At 45.9% G+C, this 17,802-nt stretch carries 21 protein-coding genes and 1 tRNA gene; 13 read left to right on the top strand and 9 right to left on the bottom strand.

Annotation, left to right across the window (positions count from 1 at the left end; translation table 11 throughout):
- Window positions 1-213 precede the first annotated feature (213 nt).
- Window positions 214-1,365: an MBL fold metallo-hydrolase gene (locus HPY27_RS27390; protein ID WP_174226440.1), complete on the bottom strand. Its 1,152-nt coding sequence runs from the start codon at window positions 1,363-1,365 to the stop codon at window positions 214-216.
- 13 nt (window positions 1,366-1,378) lie between these two features.
- On the bottom strand, window positions 1,379-1,960 hold the full coding sequence (locus HPY27_RS27385; RefSeq protein ID WP_174226439.1) for a sulfurtransferase TusA family protein: 582 nt from the start codon (window positions 1,958-1,960) through the stop codon (window positions 1,379-1,381).
- Window positions 1,961-2,135: 175 nt separating this feature from the next.
- Between HPY27_RS27385 and HPY27_RS27380 the strand changes: the two genes are divergently transcribed.
- The gene (locus HPY27_RS27380) at window positions 2,136-2,564 is read left to right on the top strand and encodes a DUF4275 family protein (protein WP_173624242.1); all 429 of its coding nucleotides are present in this window, start codon (window positions 2,136-2,138) and stop codon (window positions 2,562-2,564) included.
- A 388-nt stretch (window positions 2,565-2,952) separates the two neighbouring features.
- Here the strand turns inward: HPY27_RS27380 and HPY27_RS27375 are convergent, their stop codons facing one another.
- Complete coding sequence (locus HPY27_RS27375) at window positions 2,953-3,534, bottom strand: DUF3238 domain-containing protein (protein ID WP_100169641.1); 582 nt, start codon at window positions 3,532-3,534, stop codon at window positions 2,953-2,955.
- A 435-nt stretch (window positions 3,535-3,969) separates the two neighbouring features.
- Between HPY27_RS27375 and HPY27_RS27370 the strand changes: the two genes are divergently transcribed.
- The gene (locus tag HPY27_RS27370; protein WP_217368928.1) at window positions 3,970-4,428 is read left to right on the top strand and encodes a hypothetical protein; all 459 of its coding nucleotides are present in this window, start codon (window positions 3,970-3,972) and stop codon (window positions 4,426-4,428) included.
- Between the two features lie 434 nt (window positions 4,429-4,862).
- Here the strand turns inward: HPY27_RS27370 and HPY27_RS27365 are convergent, their stop codons facing one another.
- Complete coding sequence (locus HPY27_RS27365; RefSeq protein ID WP_173624243.1) at window positions 4,863-5,216, bottom strand: sigma-70 family RNA polymerase sigma factor; 354 nt, start codon at window positions 5,214-5,216, stop codon at window positions 4,863-4,865.
- Between the two features lie 676 nt (window positions 5,217-5,892).
- Between HPY27_RS27365 and HPY27_RS27360 the strand changes: the two genes are divergently transcribed.
- Together HPY27_RS27360 and HPY27_RS27355 are read left to right on the top strand one after the other, a co-directional pair.
- Window positions 5,893-6,195 (top strand): ArsR/SmtB family transcription factor, encoded by a 303-nt coding sequence (locus HPY27_RS27360; RefSeq protein ID WP_026042918.1) that lies wholly within the window; start codon window positions 5,893-5,895, stop codon window positions 6,193-6,195.
- Window positions 6,196-6,335: 140 nt separating this feature from the next.
- Complete coding sequence (locus tag HPY27_RS27355) at window positions 6,336-7,541, top strand: MFS transporter (RefSeq protein WP_017246895.1); 1,206 nt, start codon at window positions 6,336-6,338, stop codon at window positions 7,539-7,541.
- Window positions 7,542-8,030: 489 nt separating this feature from the next.
- Here HPY27_RS27355 and HPY27_RS27350 read toward each other — a convergent pair.
- Window positions 8,031-8,119: transfer RNA gene (locus HPY27_RS27350), tRNA-Ser, on the bottom strand.
- A gap of 158 nt (window positions 8,120-8,277) precedes the next feature.
- Here HPY27_RS27350 and HPY27_RS27345 point away from each other — a divergent pair.
- Window positions 8,278-8,997, top strand: a complete 720-nt coding sequence (locus HPY27_RS27345; protein ID WP_174226438.1) for a pseudouridine synthase — start codon at window positions 8,278-8,280, stop codon at window positions 8,995-8,997.
- Between the two features lie 39 nt (window positions 8,998-9,036).
- Here the strand turns inward: HPY27_RS27345 and tadA are convergent, their stop codons facing one another.
- Window positions 9,037-9,519, bottom strand: a complete 483-nt coding sequence (gene tadA, locus HPY27_RS27340; RefSeq protein ID WP_017246893.1) for a tRNA adenosine(34) deaminase TadA — start codon at window positions 9,517-9,519, stop codon at window positions 9,037-9,039.
- A 184-nt stretch (window positions 9,520-9,703) separates the two neighbouring features.
- Here tadA and HPY27_RS27335 point away from each other — a divergent pair, with 184 nt between their 5' ends.
- The 6 genes from HPY27_RS27335 to nagE all read left to right on the top strand — a co-directional run bounded on the left by HPY27_RS27335 (window position 9,704) and on the right by nagE (window position 15,688).
- Window positions 9,704-10,201 (top strand): ribonuclease H-like YkuK family protein, encoded by a 498-nt coding sequence (locus tag HPY27_RS27335; protein ID WP_017246892.1) that lies wholly within the window; start codon window positions 9,704-9,706, stop codon window positions 10,199-10,201.
- Window positions 10,202-10,570: 369 nt separating this feature from the next.
- Complete coding sequence (gene glcT / locus HPY27_RS27330; protein ID WP_017246891.1) at window positions 10,571-11,428, top strand: glucose PTS transporter transcription antiterminator GlcT; 858 nt, start codon at window positions 10,571-10,573, stop codon at window positions 11,426-11,428.
- A gap of 129 nt (window positions 11,429-11,557) precedes the next feature.
- Window positions 11,558-12,055: a PTS sugar transporter subunit IIA gene (locus tag HPY27_RS27325; protein WP_017246890.1), complete on the top strand. Its 498-nt coding sequence runs from the start codon at window positions 11,558-11,560 to the stop codon at window positions 12,053-12,055.
- A gap of 30 nt (window positions 12,056-12,085) precedes the next feature.
- Window positions 12,086-12,352 (top strand): HPr family phosphocarrier protein, encoded by a 267-nt coding sequence (locus HPY27_RS27320; RefSeq protein ID WP_012683821.1) that lies wholly within the window; start codon window positions 12,086-12,088, stop codon window positions 12,350-12,352.
- A gap of 31 nt (window positions 12,353-12,383) precedes the next feature.
- Window positions 12,384-14,096 (top strand): phosphoenolpyruvate--protein phosphotransferase, encoded by a 1,713-nt coding sequence (gene ptsP, locus HPY27_RS27315; protein WP_017246889.1) that lies wholly within the window; start codon window positions 12,384-12,386, stop codon window positions 14,094-14,096.
- Window positions 14,097-14,248: 152 nt separating this feature from the next.
- On the top strand, window positions 14,249-15,688 hold the full coding sequence (nagE, locus tag HPY27_RS27310; protein ID WP_174226437.1) for an N-acetylglucosamine-specific PTS transporter subunit IIBC: 1,440 nt from the start codon (window positions 14,249-14,251) through the stop codon (window positions 15,686-15,688).
- A gap of 18 nt (window positions 15,689-15,706) precedes the next feature.
- Here nagE and HPY27_RS27305 read toward each other — a convergent pair whose 3' ends face one another.
- A complete protein-coding gene (locus HPY27_RS27305; RefSeq protein WP_371814375.1) occupies window positions 15,707-15,967 on the bottom strand; it encodes a hypothetical protein in 261 nt (86 codons plus the stop codon).
- 13 nt (window positions 15,968-15,980) lie between these two features.
- Window positions 15,981-16,193 carry a helix-turn-helix domain-containing protein gene (locus tag HPY27_RS27300; protein WP_017246886.1) on the bottom strand — a complete coding sequence of 71 codons (213 nt, stop codon included), beginning with the start codon at window positions 16,191-16,193 and terminating at the stop codon, window positions 15,981-15,983.
- Window positions 16,194-16,359: 166 nt separating this feature from the next.
- Here HPY27_RS27300 and HPY27_RS27295 point away from each other — a divergent pair, with 166 nt between their 5' ends.
- Window positions 16,360-16,716: a helix-turn-helix domain-containing protein gene (locus HPY27_RS27295; RefSeq protein WP_026042917.1), complete on the top strand. Its 357-nt coding sequence runs from the start codon at window positions 16,360-16,362 to the stop codon at window positions 16,714-16,716.
- A gap of 94 nt (window positions 16,717-16,810) precedes the next feature.
- Here the strand turns inward: HPY27_RS27295 and HPY27_RS27290 are convergent, their stop codons facing one another.
- On the bottom strand, window positions 16,811-17,158 hold the full coding sequence (locus tag HPY27_RS27290) for a winged helix-turn-helix transcriptional regulator (RefSeq protein ID WP_017246884.1): 348 nt from the start codon (window positions 17,156-17,158) through the stop codon (window positions 16,811-16,813).
- 199 nt (window positions 17,159-17,357) lie between these two features.
- On the opposite strand from HPY27_RS27290, the gene HPY27_RS27285 reads away from it, so the two are divergent.
- On the top strand, window positions 17,358-17,768 hold the full coding sequence (locus HPY27_RS27285) for a DoxX family protein (RefSeq protein ID WP_017246883.1): 411 nt from the start codon (window positions 17,358-17,360) through the stop codon (window positions 17,766-17,768).
- The last annotated feature ends 34 nt before the right edge of the window (window positions 17,769-17,802 follow it).

The raw sequence follows: 17,802 nt of genomic DNA, 5'->3' as shown, positions 1-17,802 counted from the left end.
CATTCCTCCTGTTATATAGATGAATATAAATGAGTGTTCAAAAAGTCGGCTTTTCAGCACCGAGAAAGTGGCGAGAACCTGAAAAAGGAGGAGCGGAGTGTAGGGGACCTACATGAGCACCGGACTTTGAAGGTGAACGCCAATTTCGATGCCGATTCAACTTTTCAGGACTACTTCGTGATCAAAAGACGATTTTTTTGAACAACCTTTTCGTTATTTATCGTGAATGGCGCAGCGATTTGGCCCTACTTCCATCTCTTGTTGTTCCTCTTCGCTCGGTTTTAATTTCCCCATATTCACTTGACGAATCTCTTGATACGCATTCGGCTGCGGCGGCAAATGATGCGTAACGATATGCCGGAATTCACTTTCATCCGCAATCGTTAGTCCTGGATTGTTGCGATACAGGTCACCCAAACGGGCAGATACGGCACCCATTGGCCCCATCTCCATGTAGCTGCCAAAATGAGCAGGCAACACGACTAAATGCTCGGGAAGCTCTTTATATCGATTATACAAGGTGTTGTGCAGGTCTCCCACCCAATCTTCTGCTTTCCCAGCCAAATCCGGGCGTCCGATCGAAGCGACGAACAGACTGTCTCCCGTGAGAAAATACGTATCATCAACAATCAGTGACGTACTCCCGATGGTATGTCCAGGGGAATAGATCGGCAGGATCACAATTTTGGTGGTACCCACTTGGATTTCTTGCCCTTCCTCTAGCTTACGATAGGAATACGTAACTTCTTCCGCATCTTTTTCTGGGAGCCAATACGATGCATCGAGCCGATCTGCCAGCTTCTTTCCACCGGAAATATGGTCGGCATGCAGATGAGTATCGATGGTGTGCTTGATCGTCCACTGATGCTTTGCTGCAAATGCTTCGTACACATCCGTCATCCGCAACGTATCGACGACAGCCGCCTCCCCTCCTGATACGATCATGTAAGACAAGCAGCCTTTTCCAATGCGGACAAACTGATAAATCGCTCCGCCATCACGGAGGTCTCCCACCTTCACTGGCTCCAGATGCTCACTCCACGTCTTCATTCCTCCTTGCAGGTAAGAAACATCCGTAAAGCCCGCTTCTGCTAGCATCTCTGCGACAAAAATGGAAGAGCCCTCTTTTGCACAGACGACCAACACCTTCTGTTTTACAGGGATTTTCTCAAGAACAGCCTCCACCCCATCCAGCAAATCAAAGTAAGGGATGTTCATGCTCACTACTCGATGCCCTTCGATTTGCCAAGCCTCATAATCGCTCGTATTGCGAACGTCGAGAATAAACAATTCCTCCTGCGCAAAAAGAAGCTGCGTTAGCTCGTGTGCTGTCATCGCCTTCACACTTGTTTGTTGTTCCATCATCTTTCTCTCCCCCTTATTGTTTTTCTGCCGGGCCATTCCAGCCAGACATACCCGGTACTACATTGGTGATTTTGGTAAAACCTTTTTCGGCCAGCAACTGACAAGCCATGTCGCTGCGTTTGCCGGATCGGCAGATGATGTAGATGTCGTCATCGGGCTGTAGCTCATCCAAGCGCTGCTCTAATACTCCCAGGGGTATTGAAATGGCTACAGGAATGCGGTGAAAAGCGTATTCTGCCGGCTCTCGCACATCAATGAGTGTCAGCTTCTCGTTGGCTTCCAGCCTTTTTTGCAGTTCTTCATTGGAAATGGTCCGTAGGAAGTTCGTCTCCTCCTTCACCTCATGGGTACTCGCTTTTCGCAGGAAATGCTTGAATACTTCCCCCTCCTGAATCGTGCCCAGAAATTCATGCCCGGTATTGTTTGCCCAGCTTTTCAAATCGGCCATTGAGCCTTTATCAGTCGCTTGTACCTCCATCACTTGACCCGGTAACATCTCTTCCATCGTTTTTTTTGTGCGTACGACAGGCATTGGACATGCCAAGCCTTTGCAATCTAACGTTTTATCAGCGTTAAAATTCGGTTGTGCAGACATTTTGTCTACCTCCTATGTTTTGAGTGGAAATGTGATTGATCAACTTTATACGTATACCCCTATGGGTATTATAATATGCGCCTCGTTTTTCTTTGTCAATAGGTGAGACGTGACCGACTCACTCATTCATACGTATTTTCTTAGAAATGATCTTGTGTCAACATGGAGGCGCCCAATGAAACTAGCTGATCGGATGAAGGAGAAGAACACGAAGACAACAGAGCTGTCTATTTGGGGACCGTACTTACGGGAAGAATGGGAGAAGCATTTTGCGAGCCATCTGACCGAAGAAGATAAAGAGAGGATTTTTCTCAAAAATAAAGACGGCTACCAGGGGTATCTGTGGCATTTATTCAGCAATAAGCTGAGGGATTGTCTTGAACGCGAGGAAGCGGATGAAGCCTTTCAGAAAGTTGCCCATGAGTCGTACTATGTGTTTTACCAGCTTTCCAATGAAGTGTTGATCTTGGAAAATGCTGCGGTGTTTTCTGTCGCGGACTTGGAAACGGAATACGATGTGTATGTCGTGGATAAGGATTTTACGTGGACGTATGTGAAGACCCATGAAACCCAATGGTGTGGGCCTTATTTTTGTAGGAAGTAGGATGGGGAAAACAAAAAGAGGAAGCATCCGGATACCTTTAGGGGTATGCCGCGATGCTTCCTTTTTTGATGGAGTGACCAATCATTCTAAACGGCTCTAATGGGGTAAATTTCGATTTTTCAATGACTATCCAATCCCTTCCACCTACACCTAGAATAAAAACGCATAAAAGGGCCTTTGTAGCTCGTTTGGTAAGGGGTCTAAACATAACCGGTAGCAAAGGAATTTGGCCTGATCAAGATGTTGATCGGGCTATTCGTGTTGGGTTTAGCCTTCACAATCGTCTATCTTCTTCGAGAATAACCGCCGTATACCGAAAGGTACGTACGGTGTTGTAGAAAGTCGGCTATCCATTAGTTGGATAGCCGACTTTCCGATTCTCTGAACTTTATTTTGAAAAATTCACTTCAACATCCATTGGATCAACCAAATGTCCAGGTGTCTTCTTATAGAATCTATAAAGTTCTACTGGAGTCCCTTTATCAATTCGTTTATAAATCTCATGATTAGGGAAACCATCGTGTCTTCCGTTAAAACTTACACGTCCAGTTTTTCTATCAACAGAAATGTTGTACTCCCAGTCAATCGCAGGGGAAAGTTCCGGCAAAGCAGAATTTCCAGCCGAACCTTTGATATATAGGGACGCAGTCGTTGGGGTTAAAACTGTATTCTTATATGTGATATCCTTGTCGCTTGTCAACGGATATTCTTTAATATATTCCTTTCCGGTTGCCCTATTTTCAATTTTCGTTCTAGTTGGTCCCACCGCTTTGTATACGTCAATTGTGGAAGTATTCCAATTAATCACAATGTGTTGAGCCATTTTAAATAGCTTATTCTGATTTTCCGTCCAGTAGGTAAAATCACGGTTGTTTCCTTCACCATAATAATTGTTATAAGGATCAGCAGTAACTAATAACCATTCATCAGGGATAAACGCTGCTACACGCAATTCTACAATGTTTGCCATTTATATCCATCTCCTATAGGAATTGTAAGATGAATGATAAGGGCGCATAACATAAAGGTCGCCCAACCTTCATGCTATGTTGATATCAATCACCTTCACCCATATAGGTAATCAGGATTGGTTTTCTACAACCGAACGTTAAACTTTTTGATAAAGGTCCTTCAATTAAAGGAATCTCGGTCATTTATGCCACGACATCGAAAATCTCAGAATAGGTCAAATCTACTGGGCCAAGTAATTAACATTCAAGCATAAGTAGCGAAAAACGCTTAAATAACAAAGAGATCGCGATCCACTAATGAAGTGCATTTGATAATATGTGGAATTTATTGATAAATAATAATAATATTGAAACTAATTCAATTGGGGGAGGGAGCGACCATTTGTATTAAAGTGCGCTCTACGTTAGTAGGTCTTATTTACGGTTTGGTGACTATGTTTTTTTTGAGTTTTATCATTTCTTTTCTCGGGGATTTCGCAGCTGGTGGCATGTCGGTTGGGGGAGCATCGTTTGGGGGATGGTTATGGTTTTTTGTGACATCCCTATTTCCTGTATCTGTTATTTCTGGTATTTCAGGTTACTTCCAGGCATTCAGGAACATTCGCCTATGGGTATATTGGGTTTTATGTGCTTTTCTAGGTTTTATAATCCCCCTTTTCATGGGGTCAGTTGGTGCTACGCTGATGCTTATTTTAGAGTATGGCTTTGAGCGTGTAATGACCCCGTCAACAGAGATTACAGCGAATGATATCATGCATGACTATTTTAAATTAGCACCCCTATATGCCCTGATAGTACTACCAGTTACGACACCCTTTTTGGCTCTTTGGCTTAAAGGAATGCAAGCTTTTCTAACCTATGTTGAAAATAAGCGGAAAAAGGAGACCTTGTGATCTGTAAGGATCGAATCTCCTTCGAACCGACCAGATCATTATGAGCGTCAATAGGCTAGTAAATGGGGTACCGCCAGCAAAGTAACCAGAAACCCACGTTAAGGGAAAAAATGGCTTATTTGTCATTTGGTTGGCGGTCGCCCAAACAAGAGCCTCAACTTTTTAGTTGGGGCTCTTGTTATAAATTAGAGCGTGATCGGGTTCTTTTTTGATGGAGTGACCAATCATCTGAACGGTTCTAATGGGGTAAATTTCGATTTTTCAATGACTAGCCAACCTTACACCTAGAATAAAAACGCATAAAAGGGCCTTTGTAGCTCGTTTGGTAAGGTGTTTAAACATGACCGGTAGCAAAGGGATTTAGCCTAATCAAGACGTTGATCGGGCTATTCGTGTTATAAAAAATTTTAAAAAAACCCTCCATTTGGGAGGGCCTACGACTTAACTGCTTGCAGGTTAGACTCTAATTTTTTTCGAAGTATCCCTAAATATTTCCGTTTGTATTTGTTTACGCCTTGTTGAGATATGCCTAAATGCTGTGCAACTATTTCTTCTGCAACTCCATTGATCACTACTTGCTCAATAACAAATCTTGCTTTATCCGGAAGGGAGTTCAACATTTCTTCTAAGTGTAACTTAGAATCTACAGAAGACATTTGATTCTGCCCACAGATATTTTCTATGATCGGAAGCTCTCGGGTGGAAATCTTCTTTGCTTGATACTGCAACCGCCAAGCGATCCTTCTTAAAACTCTTCTACACTCCTCTATTAATAACTCATCGTTCATGCTTTTCACCGTCCTACCTTATAGGTAAAAAAAGAAGGTAAAAAACAACCGTTTTTTATAAATTATTCCATTCGTTTTTGCACAATTTCATTGCGTTTTCGTATCATATTAAGATTTTTTTTGGGGGCATTGGTTGTAAAAAAACCTCATTTTTCTTCTATATGTATGAAAGCGACAAAGTGACCCATTTCGAAGTTGCTTTTAAAAAACATATCGGAGCTAATATTATATGGCACCATTCCATGAACCTGGTCGTAAAAATCTTCTCGTTGTGTTGCATTGTGAAATACAATCTTGAGGCTAAATTGTGTTGCGTAAAGCTCTAAAAAGAGTAAGATTCACCCTCATGGATACAACATAATTGGTCTTGTGCTGCATGCCTTATTGTGGTTAAAATCGGCGTTTTTAGCTGTCCGCATCCCCTTAACGTTGTTAATCCGCGTTTAACTTAACTAGTCAGAATGGGTGACTTTACAGTATTCAATGTAGAGTTACCCATTCTTTTTATTTCTTTAAATACTTGATATCTATATTTGGTTTTATAGTATTCATAGTACATTGAGTTAGGTTAGGGGTACAGCCAACGAAATGACATAAAACCCGCGCTAAGTTATTCATACAGCCGCCGCAGCTTTTTCATGTTGACACATCGATAATTTGCGATATTATAATGTGTATGGAACCGATTGAAATCTTTAAAGCACTGTCCAACGAGTCGCGATTGCAAATTTTGCATTGGTTGAAAGAGCCTGAAAAACATTTTACGCCCCACGAAGGGATTGATATGAGGAAAGTCGGGGTATGTGTTTGTCAAGTCACGGAAACGCTGAAGATGACACAGTCTACAACTTCCCAGTATTTATCGATACTCCAACGGGCAGGTCTGGTCACAGCGGAACGGATCGGTAAGTATACGTACTTCAAAAGAAACGAGGAAGCGATCCGCGAAATCGGTTCATTTTTCAATAACGAGATTTAATGACAACAAGCTGAATGCTCTCTTGAGGATTCGGTTTGTTTCAAGCTTACATATCGATATATTGAGATGTGTAGATTTTTAATGCGAAACACATCGATAATTCATTATATATAGATGCGAAAAAATTAGGAGTGGTGAAATTGAAGGGGAGTACTTGGAAGGTTTATTTTTTGGCGATTGTCAGTTTTTTGGTTGGGACATCCGAGTATGTCATTTCAGGTATTTTAGACAAGATCTCGGATACGCTTGGGATCTCCATTACTTCGGCAGGGCAGTTTGTGACCGTTTTTTCCTTTGTATATGCTATTTGCACCCCCATATTGATGGCTTTGACGGCAAAAATTGAAAGGCAAAAGCTGCTCGTTGGTGCACTGGGACTTTTCGTGTTTGCCAACATTTTGTCTTTTGTACTGCCGGGATTCGGACTTTTTGTGCTTGCGCGCGTGTTAATGGCTTTAGGCGCTGGAATGGTTGTTGTTACCGCCTTGGATATAGCAGCGAAAATCGCGCCAGAAGGTAAACAGGCGAGTTCAATTGCAACCGTAGTGATGGGGTTTACTACATCATTAATTATCGGGGTTCCTCTCGGACGCATGATCGCTGAGGCATACGGCTGGAAATCAGTATTCGGTTTCATTGCCATAATGGGTCTTCTTGCCATCTTTGTTCTGTATAAAACGATCCCGCAAGTAAAGGGGGATGCCCCCGTACCTTTAGCCAAGCAACTTGCTCTCCTCAAAAGCAGAAAAGTGGCTCTTGGACTCTCGATCACTTTCTTTTGGCTCGGTGGCTACTCTATAGCATATACCTACATTTCTCCTTATCTACTCAAGGTTGCGGGCTTAAATGAAGAAGTGCTCAGCGGAGTATTGTTGGCGTTCGGCGTGGCCAGCTTAATTGGTTCCAAATTCGGCGGCTACAGTACGGATAAATGGGGGGTAGCCCCCACCTTGACTTGGAGTATGTTGCTGCATATCGCCGCCTTGATTTTACTCACGGTTGCCGTCATATTCACGCATTCATGGTTGCCGGTTGTAGCCATCCTTATGCTGTGGTCGTTCGCCGCCTGGTCTAGCGGTCCTACACAGCAGTATAATTTGGTACGGATCGAACCCAATTATTCAGGCATTATGCTTAGTCTCAATCAGTCCACGATGCAATTATCGATGGCAGCAGGAGCGGGAATCGGCGGCCTCGCCGTGGATCGGATATCCTTGTCATCCATCCCGTGGTTCGGGACGATCGGTGTGGCAATTGCAGTCGCGGCCTCGTTATTATTATTTTCATGGATAAGACAAGAGGCAAAAAAAGAAGGCATGCCGCAAGAACAGGCTTTGTCAGACTGATTCAGGTGCTACCTCCTAGTCTACAACTTTATTTTCTTTAAACAGCACTAGCTACAAAGGAATCAAAATAACAAACCCTTAATTAAACTTAACAACCTCGATTTCCTGTACGCTAAGGAAATCGAGGTTGTTATTGCATCCAAATCCTTAATGTGGGTATTATGTCATTTGGTTGACGGTACACCGGTTATTAGATGGGGGGTGTAGCCCGAGCGAAGGCGCGGGTAGCAATCTTTGGCTTGGTCTACGAAAAGTTCTGAGATAATTAAACTAATTTAAAACTACTTTGAATACATGTAAACAATGTGACAACCATGATTTAATAGTGATTGTCACATTGGAGTTAAGATAACCACGTTTTGCTGGCGGTACCCGTTATTAGACGCAAAATTAAAATTTGCTTACAGTTTTTGTGATATAAAAAAAGAAGCACACCTCTGCCACACTGGCAAAAATATGCTTCATTCTCTTCGATCCGAAAAATCTAAGCGGAGAGAGTGGGATTCGAACCCACGCACGCCTCACGACGCCTAACGCATTTCGAGTGCGTCCCCTTATGACCACTTGGGTATCTCTCCATATTTAGTTTGTCAGAAACATTATTTACTATAGCAAAATACAGTCAAAAATGCAAGACTCATTCCTTTGCATTCCCCTTGATTTGCGCGGCTCATTAGGCCAAACTAATAACAGCACACACGATTGTATCCGATCAGAAGAAAAGCGAGGAACATATATGAAACGTGAACGTTTGGACAAGGTGCTGGCCAATATGGCAATCGGCACGCGCAAGGAAGTGAAAGCCTTAGTGAAACAGCGACTGATCGTCGTGGACGGCGTTGTCGCAACAGACCCGGGGATGCATGTCATTGCCGAGGAACAGGAAATTCTTGTGGATGGAGAACCGCTTAACTTTAAGCGCTGGGTATACGTTTTACTGAATAAGCCGCCTGGAGTCGTTTCTGCTACAGAGGACAATGTCCATGAAACCGTAGTGGACTTGCTCCCGTACGAGTGGGCTATCAAGGTGCATCCGGTAGGCCGACTGGATATTGATACAGAGGGTCTCTTACTCTTGACCAATGACGGTCACCTCTCCCATAGTCTCTTGTCCCCGAAAAAGAAAGTGGACAAGGAGTACTTTGCCCGTATCGATGGCCGAGTTACTGAGCACCATGTACAGGAGTTTGCCAAAGGCGTGGAATTGGAGGACTTCACTACACTGCCAGCCAAGCTGGAGATTAGCTCTTCAGGAGAAACATCAGAGATTCGCGTCACCATCATGGAAGGAAAGTTCCATCAGGTAAAACGGATGTTTGCTGCTTTCGACCTGCAAGTCACCTATCTGCAACGGATTCGTATGGGCCCGCTTCACCTTGACCCGTCACTCGCCCCTGGTGAGTATCGCGAACTGACCGAAGAAGAGCTGCACATGCTGCAAAACGTAAACAAATAAAAACCGCCTGCATGCAGACGGTTTGTCCAGACAGCCCGGTCATTCCTGTACCGGCTGTCTTTTTTTTCGCAATCCACGAAAGAAGTCCTTGAGCATCTGCCCGCATTCCTCTGCAAGAACACCCTCTAAGACTGGCACCTGATGATTGAAGCGTGGTTCCGCGAGCAGGTTCATTAATGTCCCGGCACAGCCAGCCTTCGGATCGCGAGCGCCATACACGACCTGTTCGATACGGCTTTGAACGATTGCACCTGCACACATCGGACACGGCTCCAACGTCACGTACAGCGTACACCCGATCAAGCGCCATCCACCCAAGCGTTCGCTTGCCTCCCGTATCGCGATCAATTCCGCGTGCAAGGTAGGGTCTTTTTGTGTTTCCCGCAAGTTGTAGCCGCGACCTACGATTTCCCCGTCGCGCACGATGACCGCACCGATCGGAACCTCGCCAATCGCAGCGGCTTTCCGGGCCTCTTCCATGGCTTGTTTCATATAATAATCATGTTCATTTGCTTGTATCACGTTTCCCTAAAGCTCCTTCAAAAACAGTCTTTCGTCCCGAACAAACGGACCATTTTACCTAAAAAAGTTGATTCAAGAAGTTTTTGTCCCTACCCGTTCACATACTATCTGCGAGATTACATACATTAATGATGTAAGGAAGAAGTATGCAAATCATTGTTAGCCTCTTTCAGGAGGGATGTGAGTGGGCTTAACCTCTGCAAATACGTTATTTGATCGCTTTCACAGTCCGACTAGAGGTCTACTGGCAAAAGAAGAAGTGTTTTCCCACATCGAACATACCATCTCATCAATAGGTGGTCCATTTGAAATTATTGTGGGGGCCGACTCTCAATTAAAAAGCCGCGGGACTTTTTTTGCTCTTGTGATCACAGTGATTCGTCCCGGCCATGGGGGCACCTTCTTTTATCACAAATTTCAAGAACGCCGGTACGCATCCTTGCAACAGCGTATATTTCAGGAAGCGATGTACGCAGTCGGACTTGCCACAGAAGTACGCCAATATTTGCGGGACCACCACTTAGATACTCCCATCCGCCTGCATTTTGATATCGGTACGAATGGCCCTACCCGTAAGTTTATCCAGTCTTTATTGAGCTTAGCAGAAACCAATCACTTTCGTGCCGAAATCAAACCGAACTCCTTCTGTGCATCTACGATTGCCGACAAGTACACCAAGTAACAAACCAGGCGGATTGCTAATGAGGCGTCCGCTTGGCTTTGTTTTGCCCTTATCCTGCTTGGTTCAAACAATTCGGGACAGGCTTCTGCTTCTCCTGCCCACCGTGTTTTTTCCCGTTAACAGGGTGATTGACAATGTACGAGACGTGAGCTATTATAAGCTTTAATTGAAGCGTTTTCACAAGGCGTGTTACTGGTAATGCAGGCATGAGCCGAGAAGATCTTTTTCTTGTTAAAAAGGTTTTTTCGGCTCTTTTTTCTGATTAATGTCATGGTTCATCGACATTTTTCATTAAATTGGATGTGACCGCTTGCGGTAAGCAAATACGGTCATGGACCGTTTTTGTCTATCTAAAGGTGGTGGAATGGATTGTCCCGTGAAAAGGAAAAAACGTACGCAATTACGCGTGTGTTGAACCATAACGTCGTACTCGTGGAAGAACCCGGACCCGGACAAGAAATTGTCCTGTTCGGAAAAGGAATCGGATTTGGCGCAAAACCCGGGAATACCATCCCCGCCCATGACTCGCGTGTGGAAAAGCGCTTCAGGCTCGAAAATGAGAACCATCAGAAGCAGTATCAGAACATCTTGAGCCAAGTAGATCCTGCTGTCGTAGGAATTGCGGAAGAAATTATCGCTCTCATTGCGAGTGAGATTACGCCAGAATTGAACGAACACGTCCACGTTGCCTTGCCTGACCATATCCAGTTTGCCATCTATCGGCTCAATAACGGCATGGAAATCGTGAATCCGTTCTTGTTCGAAATCCAGACGCTGTACACGAAGGAGTACGCGCTGGCGAACCGGGCAGCGGATATGATCAAGAACGCATTCGACCTGGACATTCCCGATAGTGAAATCGGATTTCTGGCCTTGCACATTCACTCCGCGATCAGCTACGTCCCAGTAAAAAAGGCTGTCCAATTCACCAACATCATCACGGATTTGGTAAGCCTGATTGAAGAGCGAACAGCTATTACGATTGAACGCAGTACCATTGACTACGTTCGCCTCATTACCCATTTGCGCTTTGCCGTTGAGCGCATCCGTCAACAAAAGTTCATCAAGAACCCGCTTCTGGACCGAGTCAAAACCACCATGCCAGAAGCCTATCAATTGGCAACAGAGCTGGCTGAATACATCTCCACCCGTCTCGAGATCGCTGTACCAGAAGACGAGGTTGGTTACATGGCTCTGCACCTTTATCGCTTATTACAACAAAATTAAATCATAATCCTGCGTGTTACTAGCTCGACTAGGCATGAGCGGTGAGATCATACGGACATAGTAAGTATGTCGTCGTATGAATTCAACCGTCTCATGCCTTTTTTGGTTCAGACGCAAAAGGAGGATACTATGCTACGCAGTCTTTTTTCCCGAAAAAAACAACAACAAGAGGTAACCTTTCTTGCACCTTTAACAGGTACCGTACTCCCCCTGTCCGAAGTTCCTGATCCTGTATTCGCAGGAAAAGTCGTCGGTGATGGAGTAGCGATTTTGCCAAGTGCAGACACTCTCGTCTCCCCTGTCGATGGAAAGGTAACGCATCTTTTCCCTACTCACCATGCTATCGGGCTGTCGACTGAAAGTGGTCTTGAGATATTGATGCATATTGGAATCGATACCGTGAAATTAAACGGGAAAGGCTTTACCCCATTTGTCTCCGTTGGCGATCAAGTGAAAGCTGGCGACAAGCTCATCCAATTCGACAAGAGCGTACTGGAAGAGGCGGGTTGTCCGATTGTAACACCGATCGTTATTACAAACGGTGATCGGGTTGCTGAAAAAAATGTGGTGGCAAAAGCAACTGTGCAAGCAGGTCAAGAGCCACTGATGACTGTCGTCTTAAAATAAAGCGAAGCGCATGGTTGAAGGAGGTACAACATGGTTCAATTTGAAGTAACCGTCAATGTAGAGGGTGGGCTCCACGCGAGACCAGCAGCTCTACTCGTGAATTGTTCGTCGCAATCTCAGTCAAAAATTACGCTGAGCAAAGGGACAAAACACGCAGATGGCAAAAGCATTCTCGGCATCATGACGTTGGGTGTTTCCCAAGGCGACACCCTGACCGTTCAGATCGACGGCGCGGATGAACAAAACGTAGCCACTGCGATTCAGCAGCTATTGGAGCAATCCTCGTCAAACATATAGTGTAAACGACGGACAGGAAGGTGAAGGATGTATGTTAAAAGGAATCCCAGTTTCCGCTGGCATTTCGATTGCCCCTGTTTTACGCCTCACACACGAAACAGCCATCGCGCAGGCAGAGTCCACCACTCCAGTGGATACGACGCAGGAGCTAGGGCTACTTAGCAAAAGCGTAGAGCAAGCACGCGAACAACTGGAAAAGCTAAAGGAACAGACAGAGGAACAATTAGGCTCGGAAAAAGCGGCCATCCTCTCTGCTCATATCGCCTTTTTGGATGACCCGGCATTTGTCGGGGAGATGAGTGCGCTCATCGAAAATCAACAACTGGCGGCATCTGCCGCCGTCTCGCAAGTAGCCGATCAATTCATTGCTCTCTTTGAGAGTATGGACGATGCCTACATGAAAGAGCGTGCGGATGATATTCGTGATGTGAGCCGCCGTCTGATTCGAAATATTTCGGGCGGTGACACCGTCATCTCCTACCCGGAAGAGCCTTTCATCCTGGTTGCATGGGACGTCACCCCATCTGAGACGCTTCAGCTTCCACTCCAGCATGTACGAGGAATTGTCACGGCCAAAGGTGGCGCTACCTCTCATGCAGCCATATTGGCACGCTCTCTCGGTATTCCCGCTGTCATGGGTGCAGGCGATACCTTAATGGAAAAAGTAGACTCCGGAAGTTTGCTGATCATCGATGGAACCTCTGGACAGCTGATTGTTTCGCCTGATGCGGATACACTGGCAGCCTATCAGGAAAAAGCCGCGCAGGAAGAAAAGGAACGCAAAATGTACGAAGCCATTAAGGAGATGCCTGCCGAAACAACCGATGGGCACCGCGTTCACCTGATGGCAAACATGGCCGTGCCAGAAGAATCGGATGCACTGGTCGCATCTGGTGTAGAAGGAATCGGGTTGTTCCGCTCCGAGTTTTTGTTCATGGATCGCAGCACCCTTCCCGATGAGGCCGAACAATTTGCTGCATATAAGCATGTAGCCGCTGCTTTTGGCGACAAGCCAGTCATCATTCGCACCTTAGATGTTGGCGGTGACAAGCATTTGCCAGCACTCGCGCTTCCACAGGAGGAAAACCCGTTCCTTGGCTTCCGCGCCATGCGCATCTCATTAGCCAGACCGGAATTGTTCCTGGTGCAATTACGCGCTCTCTTGCGTGCCAGTGCATTTGGTCGCCTGCTGATCATGTTCCCGATGATTTCCCATCTGGAGCAGCTGCGTGAAGCCAAACGATTGTTAGAGCAAGCGAAAGCAGAGCTTCGGGCAGAAGGAATCGCTTTTGACGAGAAGATCGCAGTAGGCATGATGATGGAGATTCCGGGTGCTTGCCTGCAAGCAGATGCGTTTGCGAAAGAGGTAGACTTTTTCAGCATCGGCACGAATGATCTCGTTCAATATACGCTGGCCGTAGACCGGATGAATGCCAATATTGCCGAGCTGTACAGCTACTACCATCCGGCCGTATTACGATTGATTTCCCAAGTCATCGAGGCTTCCCATCGGGCGGGCATTTGGACTGGGCTGTGTGGAGAAATGGCGGGAGATCCGTTGGCAACAAAGCTCCTGCTCGGATTGGGACTCGATGAGTTCAGCGGTGCCGCTTCGGTGATGCCAAAAGTCAAAGAACGTATCCGCTCCACCAGCGTAGAAGAAGCGAAGCAACTGGCCGAACACGTTCTTACACTCTCTACTGTAGACGAGGTTGTTCACTATCTGAAAGACAAAGCCTTATAAAAGGTTTTGTCGCCTGAGTAGTGTAAGCGCTTTCAATATATCGATCAGAATGGTCTCTCTCCGGCTTATTCCTTGTGCCCTCATCATTTTGCCATTCATCCGGAGAGCGGCTTCCCTGATAAATTCATTTCATTCCAAGGAGGTTTTATCCTATGCTCGCTTTTCTGCAAAAGATTGGGAGAGCCCTCATGCTCCCGGTTGCAACGTTGCCAGCCGCAGCGATTTTGCAAAGCTTTGGTCTTCTCAAATTCGAGAAGGACCTCAATCTCGGCGCCTTTGGTGCATTCATGGACTCCTACATCGCTCCGCTTTTGGCTGCTGGTGGTTCAGCCATTTTTGACAACCTGGCTTTAATCTTTGCTGTCGGTGTTGCCATTGGATTGGCGGGAGATGCTGTTGCTGCTTTGGCTGCTGTCATCGCCTACGTCGTATTAACGAAAGTACTTGCAGCTGTTCCTGCTGCCTTGCCTTTCATCGCGGATGATATAAAACTGAACATGGGTGTCATCGGCGGTATTATGGCGGGTGGTATGGCAGCGTTTTTCTACAACCGCTACCATTCGATCAAGCTACCAGAATGGCTAGGCTTCTTCGGTGGAAAACGCTTCGTCCCGATCATCACTTCTCTTTCCATGGTTGTCATCGGTTTGATTTTCGGGATCATTTGGGGGCCCATCCAGATTGCCCTTGACTCATTGGGCACTTGGATCGTAGGTCTCGGCGCAACAGGTTCTTTCTTGTTCGGATTCTTCAACCGATTGCTCGTTCCATTTGGTCTGCACCACGTACTCAATGCGATTGCCTGGTTCCAAATCGGTGACTTTACCGATGCGACAGGAAAAGTCGTACACGGCGACTTGCATCGTTTCTTTGCGGGAGACCCATCAGCAGGAATGTTTATGACTGGTTTCTATCCGATCATGATGTTCGCACTTCCTGGAGCGGCTTTCGCTATTATTCACTCAGCGCGTCCTGAAAAACGCAAAGTAGTTGCTTCTATGTTTATCGGTGCAGCTCTCGCTTCGTTCCTGACCGGGATTACCGAGGTAGTTGAATTTGCGTTCATGTTCGCTGCTCCACTCCTGTATTTTGTTCACGCGATATTGACGGGTGTGTCCGGGTATATCGTGACCTCTCTGGGTATCAAGCACGGCTTTGGATTCTCAGCGGGTCTGATCGACTACGGCATCAACTACCACCTCTCTACGAATGCTTGGATGATCATCCCGATTGGTCTGGCATTCGCCGTGGTCTACTACGTCCTGTTCCGTTTCCTGATCGTGAAGCTGAACCTCAAGACGCCAGGACGAGAAGATGACGAAGAAATGACAGTTACAGCTACAGGAAGGAACAATTCAATGCAGGATAAAGCGATCCAAGTGCTCACTCACATTGGTGGAAAAGAAAACGTCGTTAGCGTAGACGCTTGCATCACTCGTTTGCGTCTCGTCTTGAAGGATGACAAGAAGGTCAACGACAAAGCCTTGAAGGACCTCGGTGCAGCAGGTGTTATGCGACTGGGTCAAGGAAGCGTGCAAGTCGTCTTCGGAACCCATTCGGAGCTGCTAAAAGAAGAGATCAGCAAGCTATAAAATACAACGAATGCCCGGTCACGGTGAAGTCCGTACCGGGCTTTTTTCTGTTTCCTGAACGGGTAACGGACGCGACCCGGCATCATTCCCACCATGTGTCGTACGATATGGGCATCCCGCGTTGTTTTCCAACTCCTTTTCAAATAGTAACAAGCGCTCGAGAAATCCCTCGCAAGCCGGCATACTCTGTGGCGCCATCATTTCAATTTCGTAAGCGACGGTTTTTCTCCATATTTCCAGCTGCCTTCTATTTGCCTCCCAAGCGTTCAAGCCCCCCACCCCTTTTGCTAAATCAGCAAACCATTCGGATAAAAAGATCAAGCATGTTACATCGTAGTTTTTTAGCCAACACTGGCAAATGATTAGCCTTGAAGTCATATTCTCCCTTCTCGTACTTCAAGTATGTCGAAGCATTTCGAAACCCGAGTGCTTCCGCCATCTCTTGCAAGGTCAGCTTGCACTCATTACGTCGTTGCGCGATAAACGGGAGGTTGAGTCGTTCCACCAGTTATCCCCTCCTGATTTGCAAAAATGGCAAATATTTATAGTTACATCATATCCTTTCAATTTTAGCAAAGTCAATACAGATTTTGTCATATTAGCAATCTTGTTTTTTCCGTTTTGGAAAATTGTTAGAATGGAATTGCCAAAACGATAAAGGTGGTCTCACGATGTCCATAATTGGTCAACGCATAAAATGGCTGCGCGAACAAAAACAATGGTCTCAACTTCAATTAGCTGAAAAGCTGGGCATACATAATACCGTACTTTCGCGGATCGAGTCAGGCGAAAAGAAGGGCGTCGATTTTCATCTGATTTCCAAAGTCGCAGATTTATTTGAAGTATCCACCGATTTTCTCCACGGGCGCACGGAGGAACCAACCTGGCAACGCGGTTCTGTCCGGGAAACACCGGCGACCTTCTTAGATGTCGATGGCCTGTCAGAGGACGAGCTGGTTGAGGTCAAGCGCCATATTGAATTTTTAAAGTGGAAGGCTTTGCAAGAAAAGAACGAAGATCCTTCGTAAGATGGACAGATAACAGAAAAACCCCTGTCTCCAGGGGTTTTCATCATGGCAAGCGTCAGGCGTACTCACCTGATGCTTTTTTATATAGGCTGTGTTATTCTTCGCTGTCGTTAGCCATTTCGTCTGCATTCAACTCGATCCAGCTCTGCGACCAGGTCTCAATCCCTTTGAGCACTGGAGTCAGAGCTTTCCCCATCTCCGTTAAGGAATACTCTACGCGGACAGGTGCAGAATCAGTAAACACCTGCCGATGCACGAGTCCTTCCTTCTCCAAATCCTTCAAACGCTCAGAAAGTAGCCTTCCGCTAACTGGCAGTGCCCCTTCCAATGCACAAAATCGCTGTGGTCCCGACAACAACTGGTATAGGATTAGACCTGTCCATCGCTTTCCCAACAACTGCATACCTTTTTCGAACTTCGGACAGAGGGTAGACTCTTTCATAGGTATCACCTCATTCTCCTTTCAGTATACCGCTCTTTGTTCAATCCATCAAAACCAATGATGCGAATCAACCTTGAAAATTGCACTTGCCAACCGTTGGGATTTTAATCGAATGACTTGACTTAAGAAATTATTATTGTATACTTACTAACGAAAAGTAACTTTGTTACACATTTAAATTTATCGGAGGGATTCATACATGTCAAATCGTTTTGAATGGAGCGCACTTATTCTACGTGTGATTGCTGGTCTTACTTTTGCCATTCATGGAGTGGCTAAATTCCAAATGGGGCTGGAGAATGTCGCTGGTTTCTTCGGAACCATGGGACTTCCTGCATTCATTGCTTATCTCGTAGCCTTCTTGGAGGTAGTCGGTGGTATCGCCTTGATTCTGGGTCTGGGTACTCGCGTGTTCGCAGGTGCTTTGTCTGTTGTTATGATTGGTGCCATCTTTACAGCCAAGCTCGCTGCTGGCTTCTTGGGCGGTGAAGGTGGAGCTGGTTATGAATTGGATCTGGCCTTGCTTGCGATGTTGGTTGCTCTTGGCATCAGCGGCAGCTCCAAGTTCGCACTGGACACTATTCTGTTTGGAAAAAGCTCGGTTGAGTAATTCCATTGTTACACGTATAAAAGCCAGTCTGAAG

The sequence above is a fragment of the Brevibacillus sp. HB1.1 genome (genome assembly GCF_013332445.1).
Classification (GTDB): domain Bacteria; phylum Bacillota; class Bacilli; order Brevibacillales; family Brevibacillaceae; genus Brevibacillus; species Brevibacillus porteri.
Note: the sequence above shows the minus strand (reverse complement) of the source record. Positions and strands in the feature narration are given on the sequence as shown.

Bases quoted from the DNA above. Each gene is read 5' to 3' on its own strand.
- HPY27_RS27390 (WP_174226440.1), bottom strand. From the start codon at position 1,365: ATGATGGAACAACAAACAAGTGTGAAGGCGATGACAGCACACGAGCTA.
- HPY27_RS27385 (WP_174226439.1), bottom strand. From the start codon at position 1,960: ATGTCTGCACAACCGAATTTTAACGCTGATAAAACGTTAGATTGCAAA.
- HPY27_RS27380 (WP_173624242.1), top strand. From the start codon at position 2,136: ATGAAACTAGCTGATCGGATGAAGGAGAAGAACACGAAGACAACAGAG.
- HPY27_RS27375 (WP_100169641.1), bottom strand. From the start codon at position 3,534: ATGGCAAACATTGTAGAATTGCGTGTAGCAGCGTTTATCCCTGATGAA.
- HPY27_RS27370 (WP_217368928.1), top strand. From the start codon at position 3,970: ATGTTTTTTTTGAGTTTTATCATTTCTTTTCTCGGGGATTTCGCAGCT.
- HPY27_RS27365 (WP_173624243.1), bottom strand. From the start codon at position 5,216: ATGAACGATGAGTTATTAATAGAGGAGTGTAGAAGAGTTTTAAGAAGG.
- HPY27_RS27360 (WP_026042918.1), top strand. From the start codon at position 5,893: ATGGAACCGATTGAAATCTTTAAAGCACTGTCCAACGAGTCGCGATTG.
- HPY27_RS27345 (WP_174226438.1), top strand. From the start codon at position 8,278: ATGAAACGTGAACGTTTGGACAAGGTGCTGGCCAATATGGCAATCGGC.
- HPY27_RS27325 (WP_017246890.1), top strand. From the start codon at position 11,558: ATGCTACGCAGTCTTTTTTCCCGAAAAAAACAACAACAAGAGGTAACC.
- HPY27_RS27320 (WP_012683821.1), top strand. From the start codon at position 12,086: ATGGTTCAATTTGAAGTAACCGTCAATGTAGAGGGTGGGCTCCACGCG.
- ptsP (WP_017246889.1), top strand. From the start codon at position 12,384: ATGTTAAAAGGAATCCCAGTTTCCGCTGGCATTTCGATTGCCCCTGTT.
- nagE (WP_174226437.1), top strand. From the start codon at position 14,249: ATGCTCGCTTTTCTGCAAAAGATTGGGAGAGCCCTCATGCTCCCGGTT.
- HPY27_RS27295 (WP_026042917.1), top strand. From the start codon at position 16,360: ATGTCCATAATTGGTCAACGCATAAAATGGCTGCGCGAACAAAAACAA.
- HPY27_RS27290 (WP_017246884.1), bottom strand. From the start codon at position 17,158: ATGAAAGAGTCTACCCTCTGTCCGAAGTTCGAAAAAGGTATGCAGTTG.
- HPY27_RS27285 (WP_017246883.1), top strand. From the start codon at position 17,358: ATGTCAAATCGTTTTGAATGGAGCGCACTTATTCTACGTGTGATTGCT.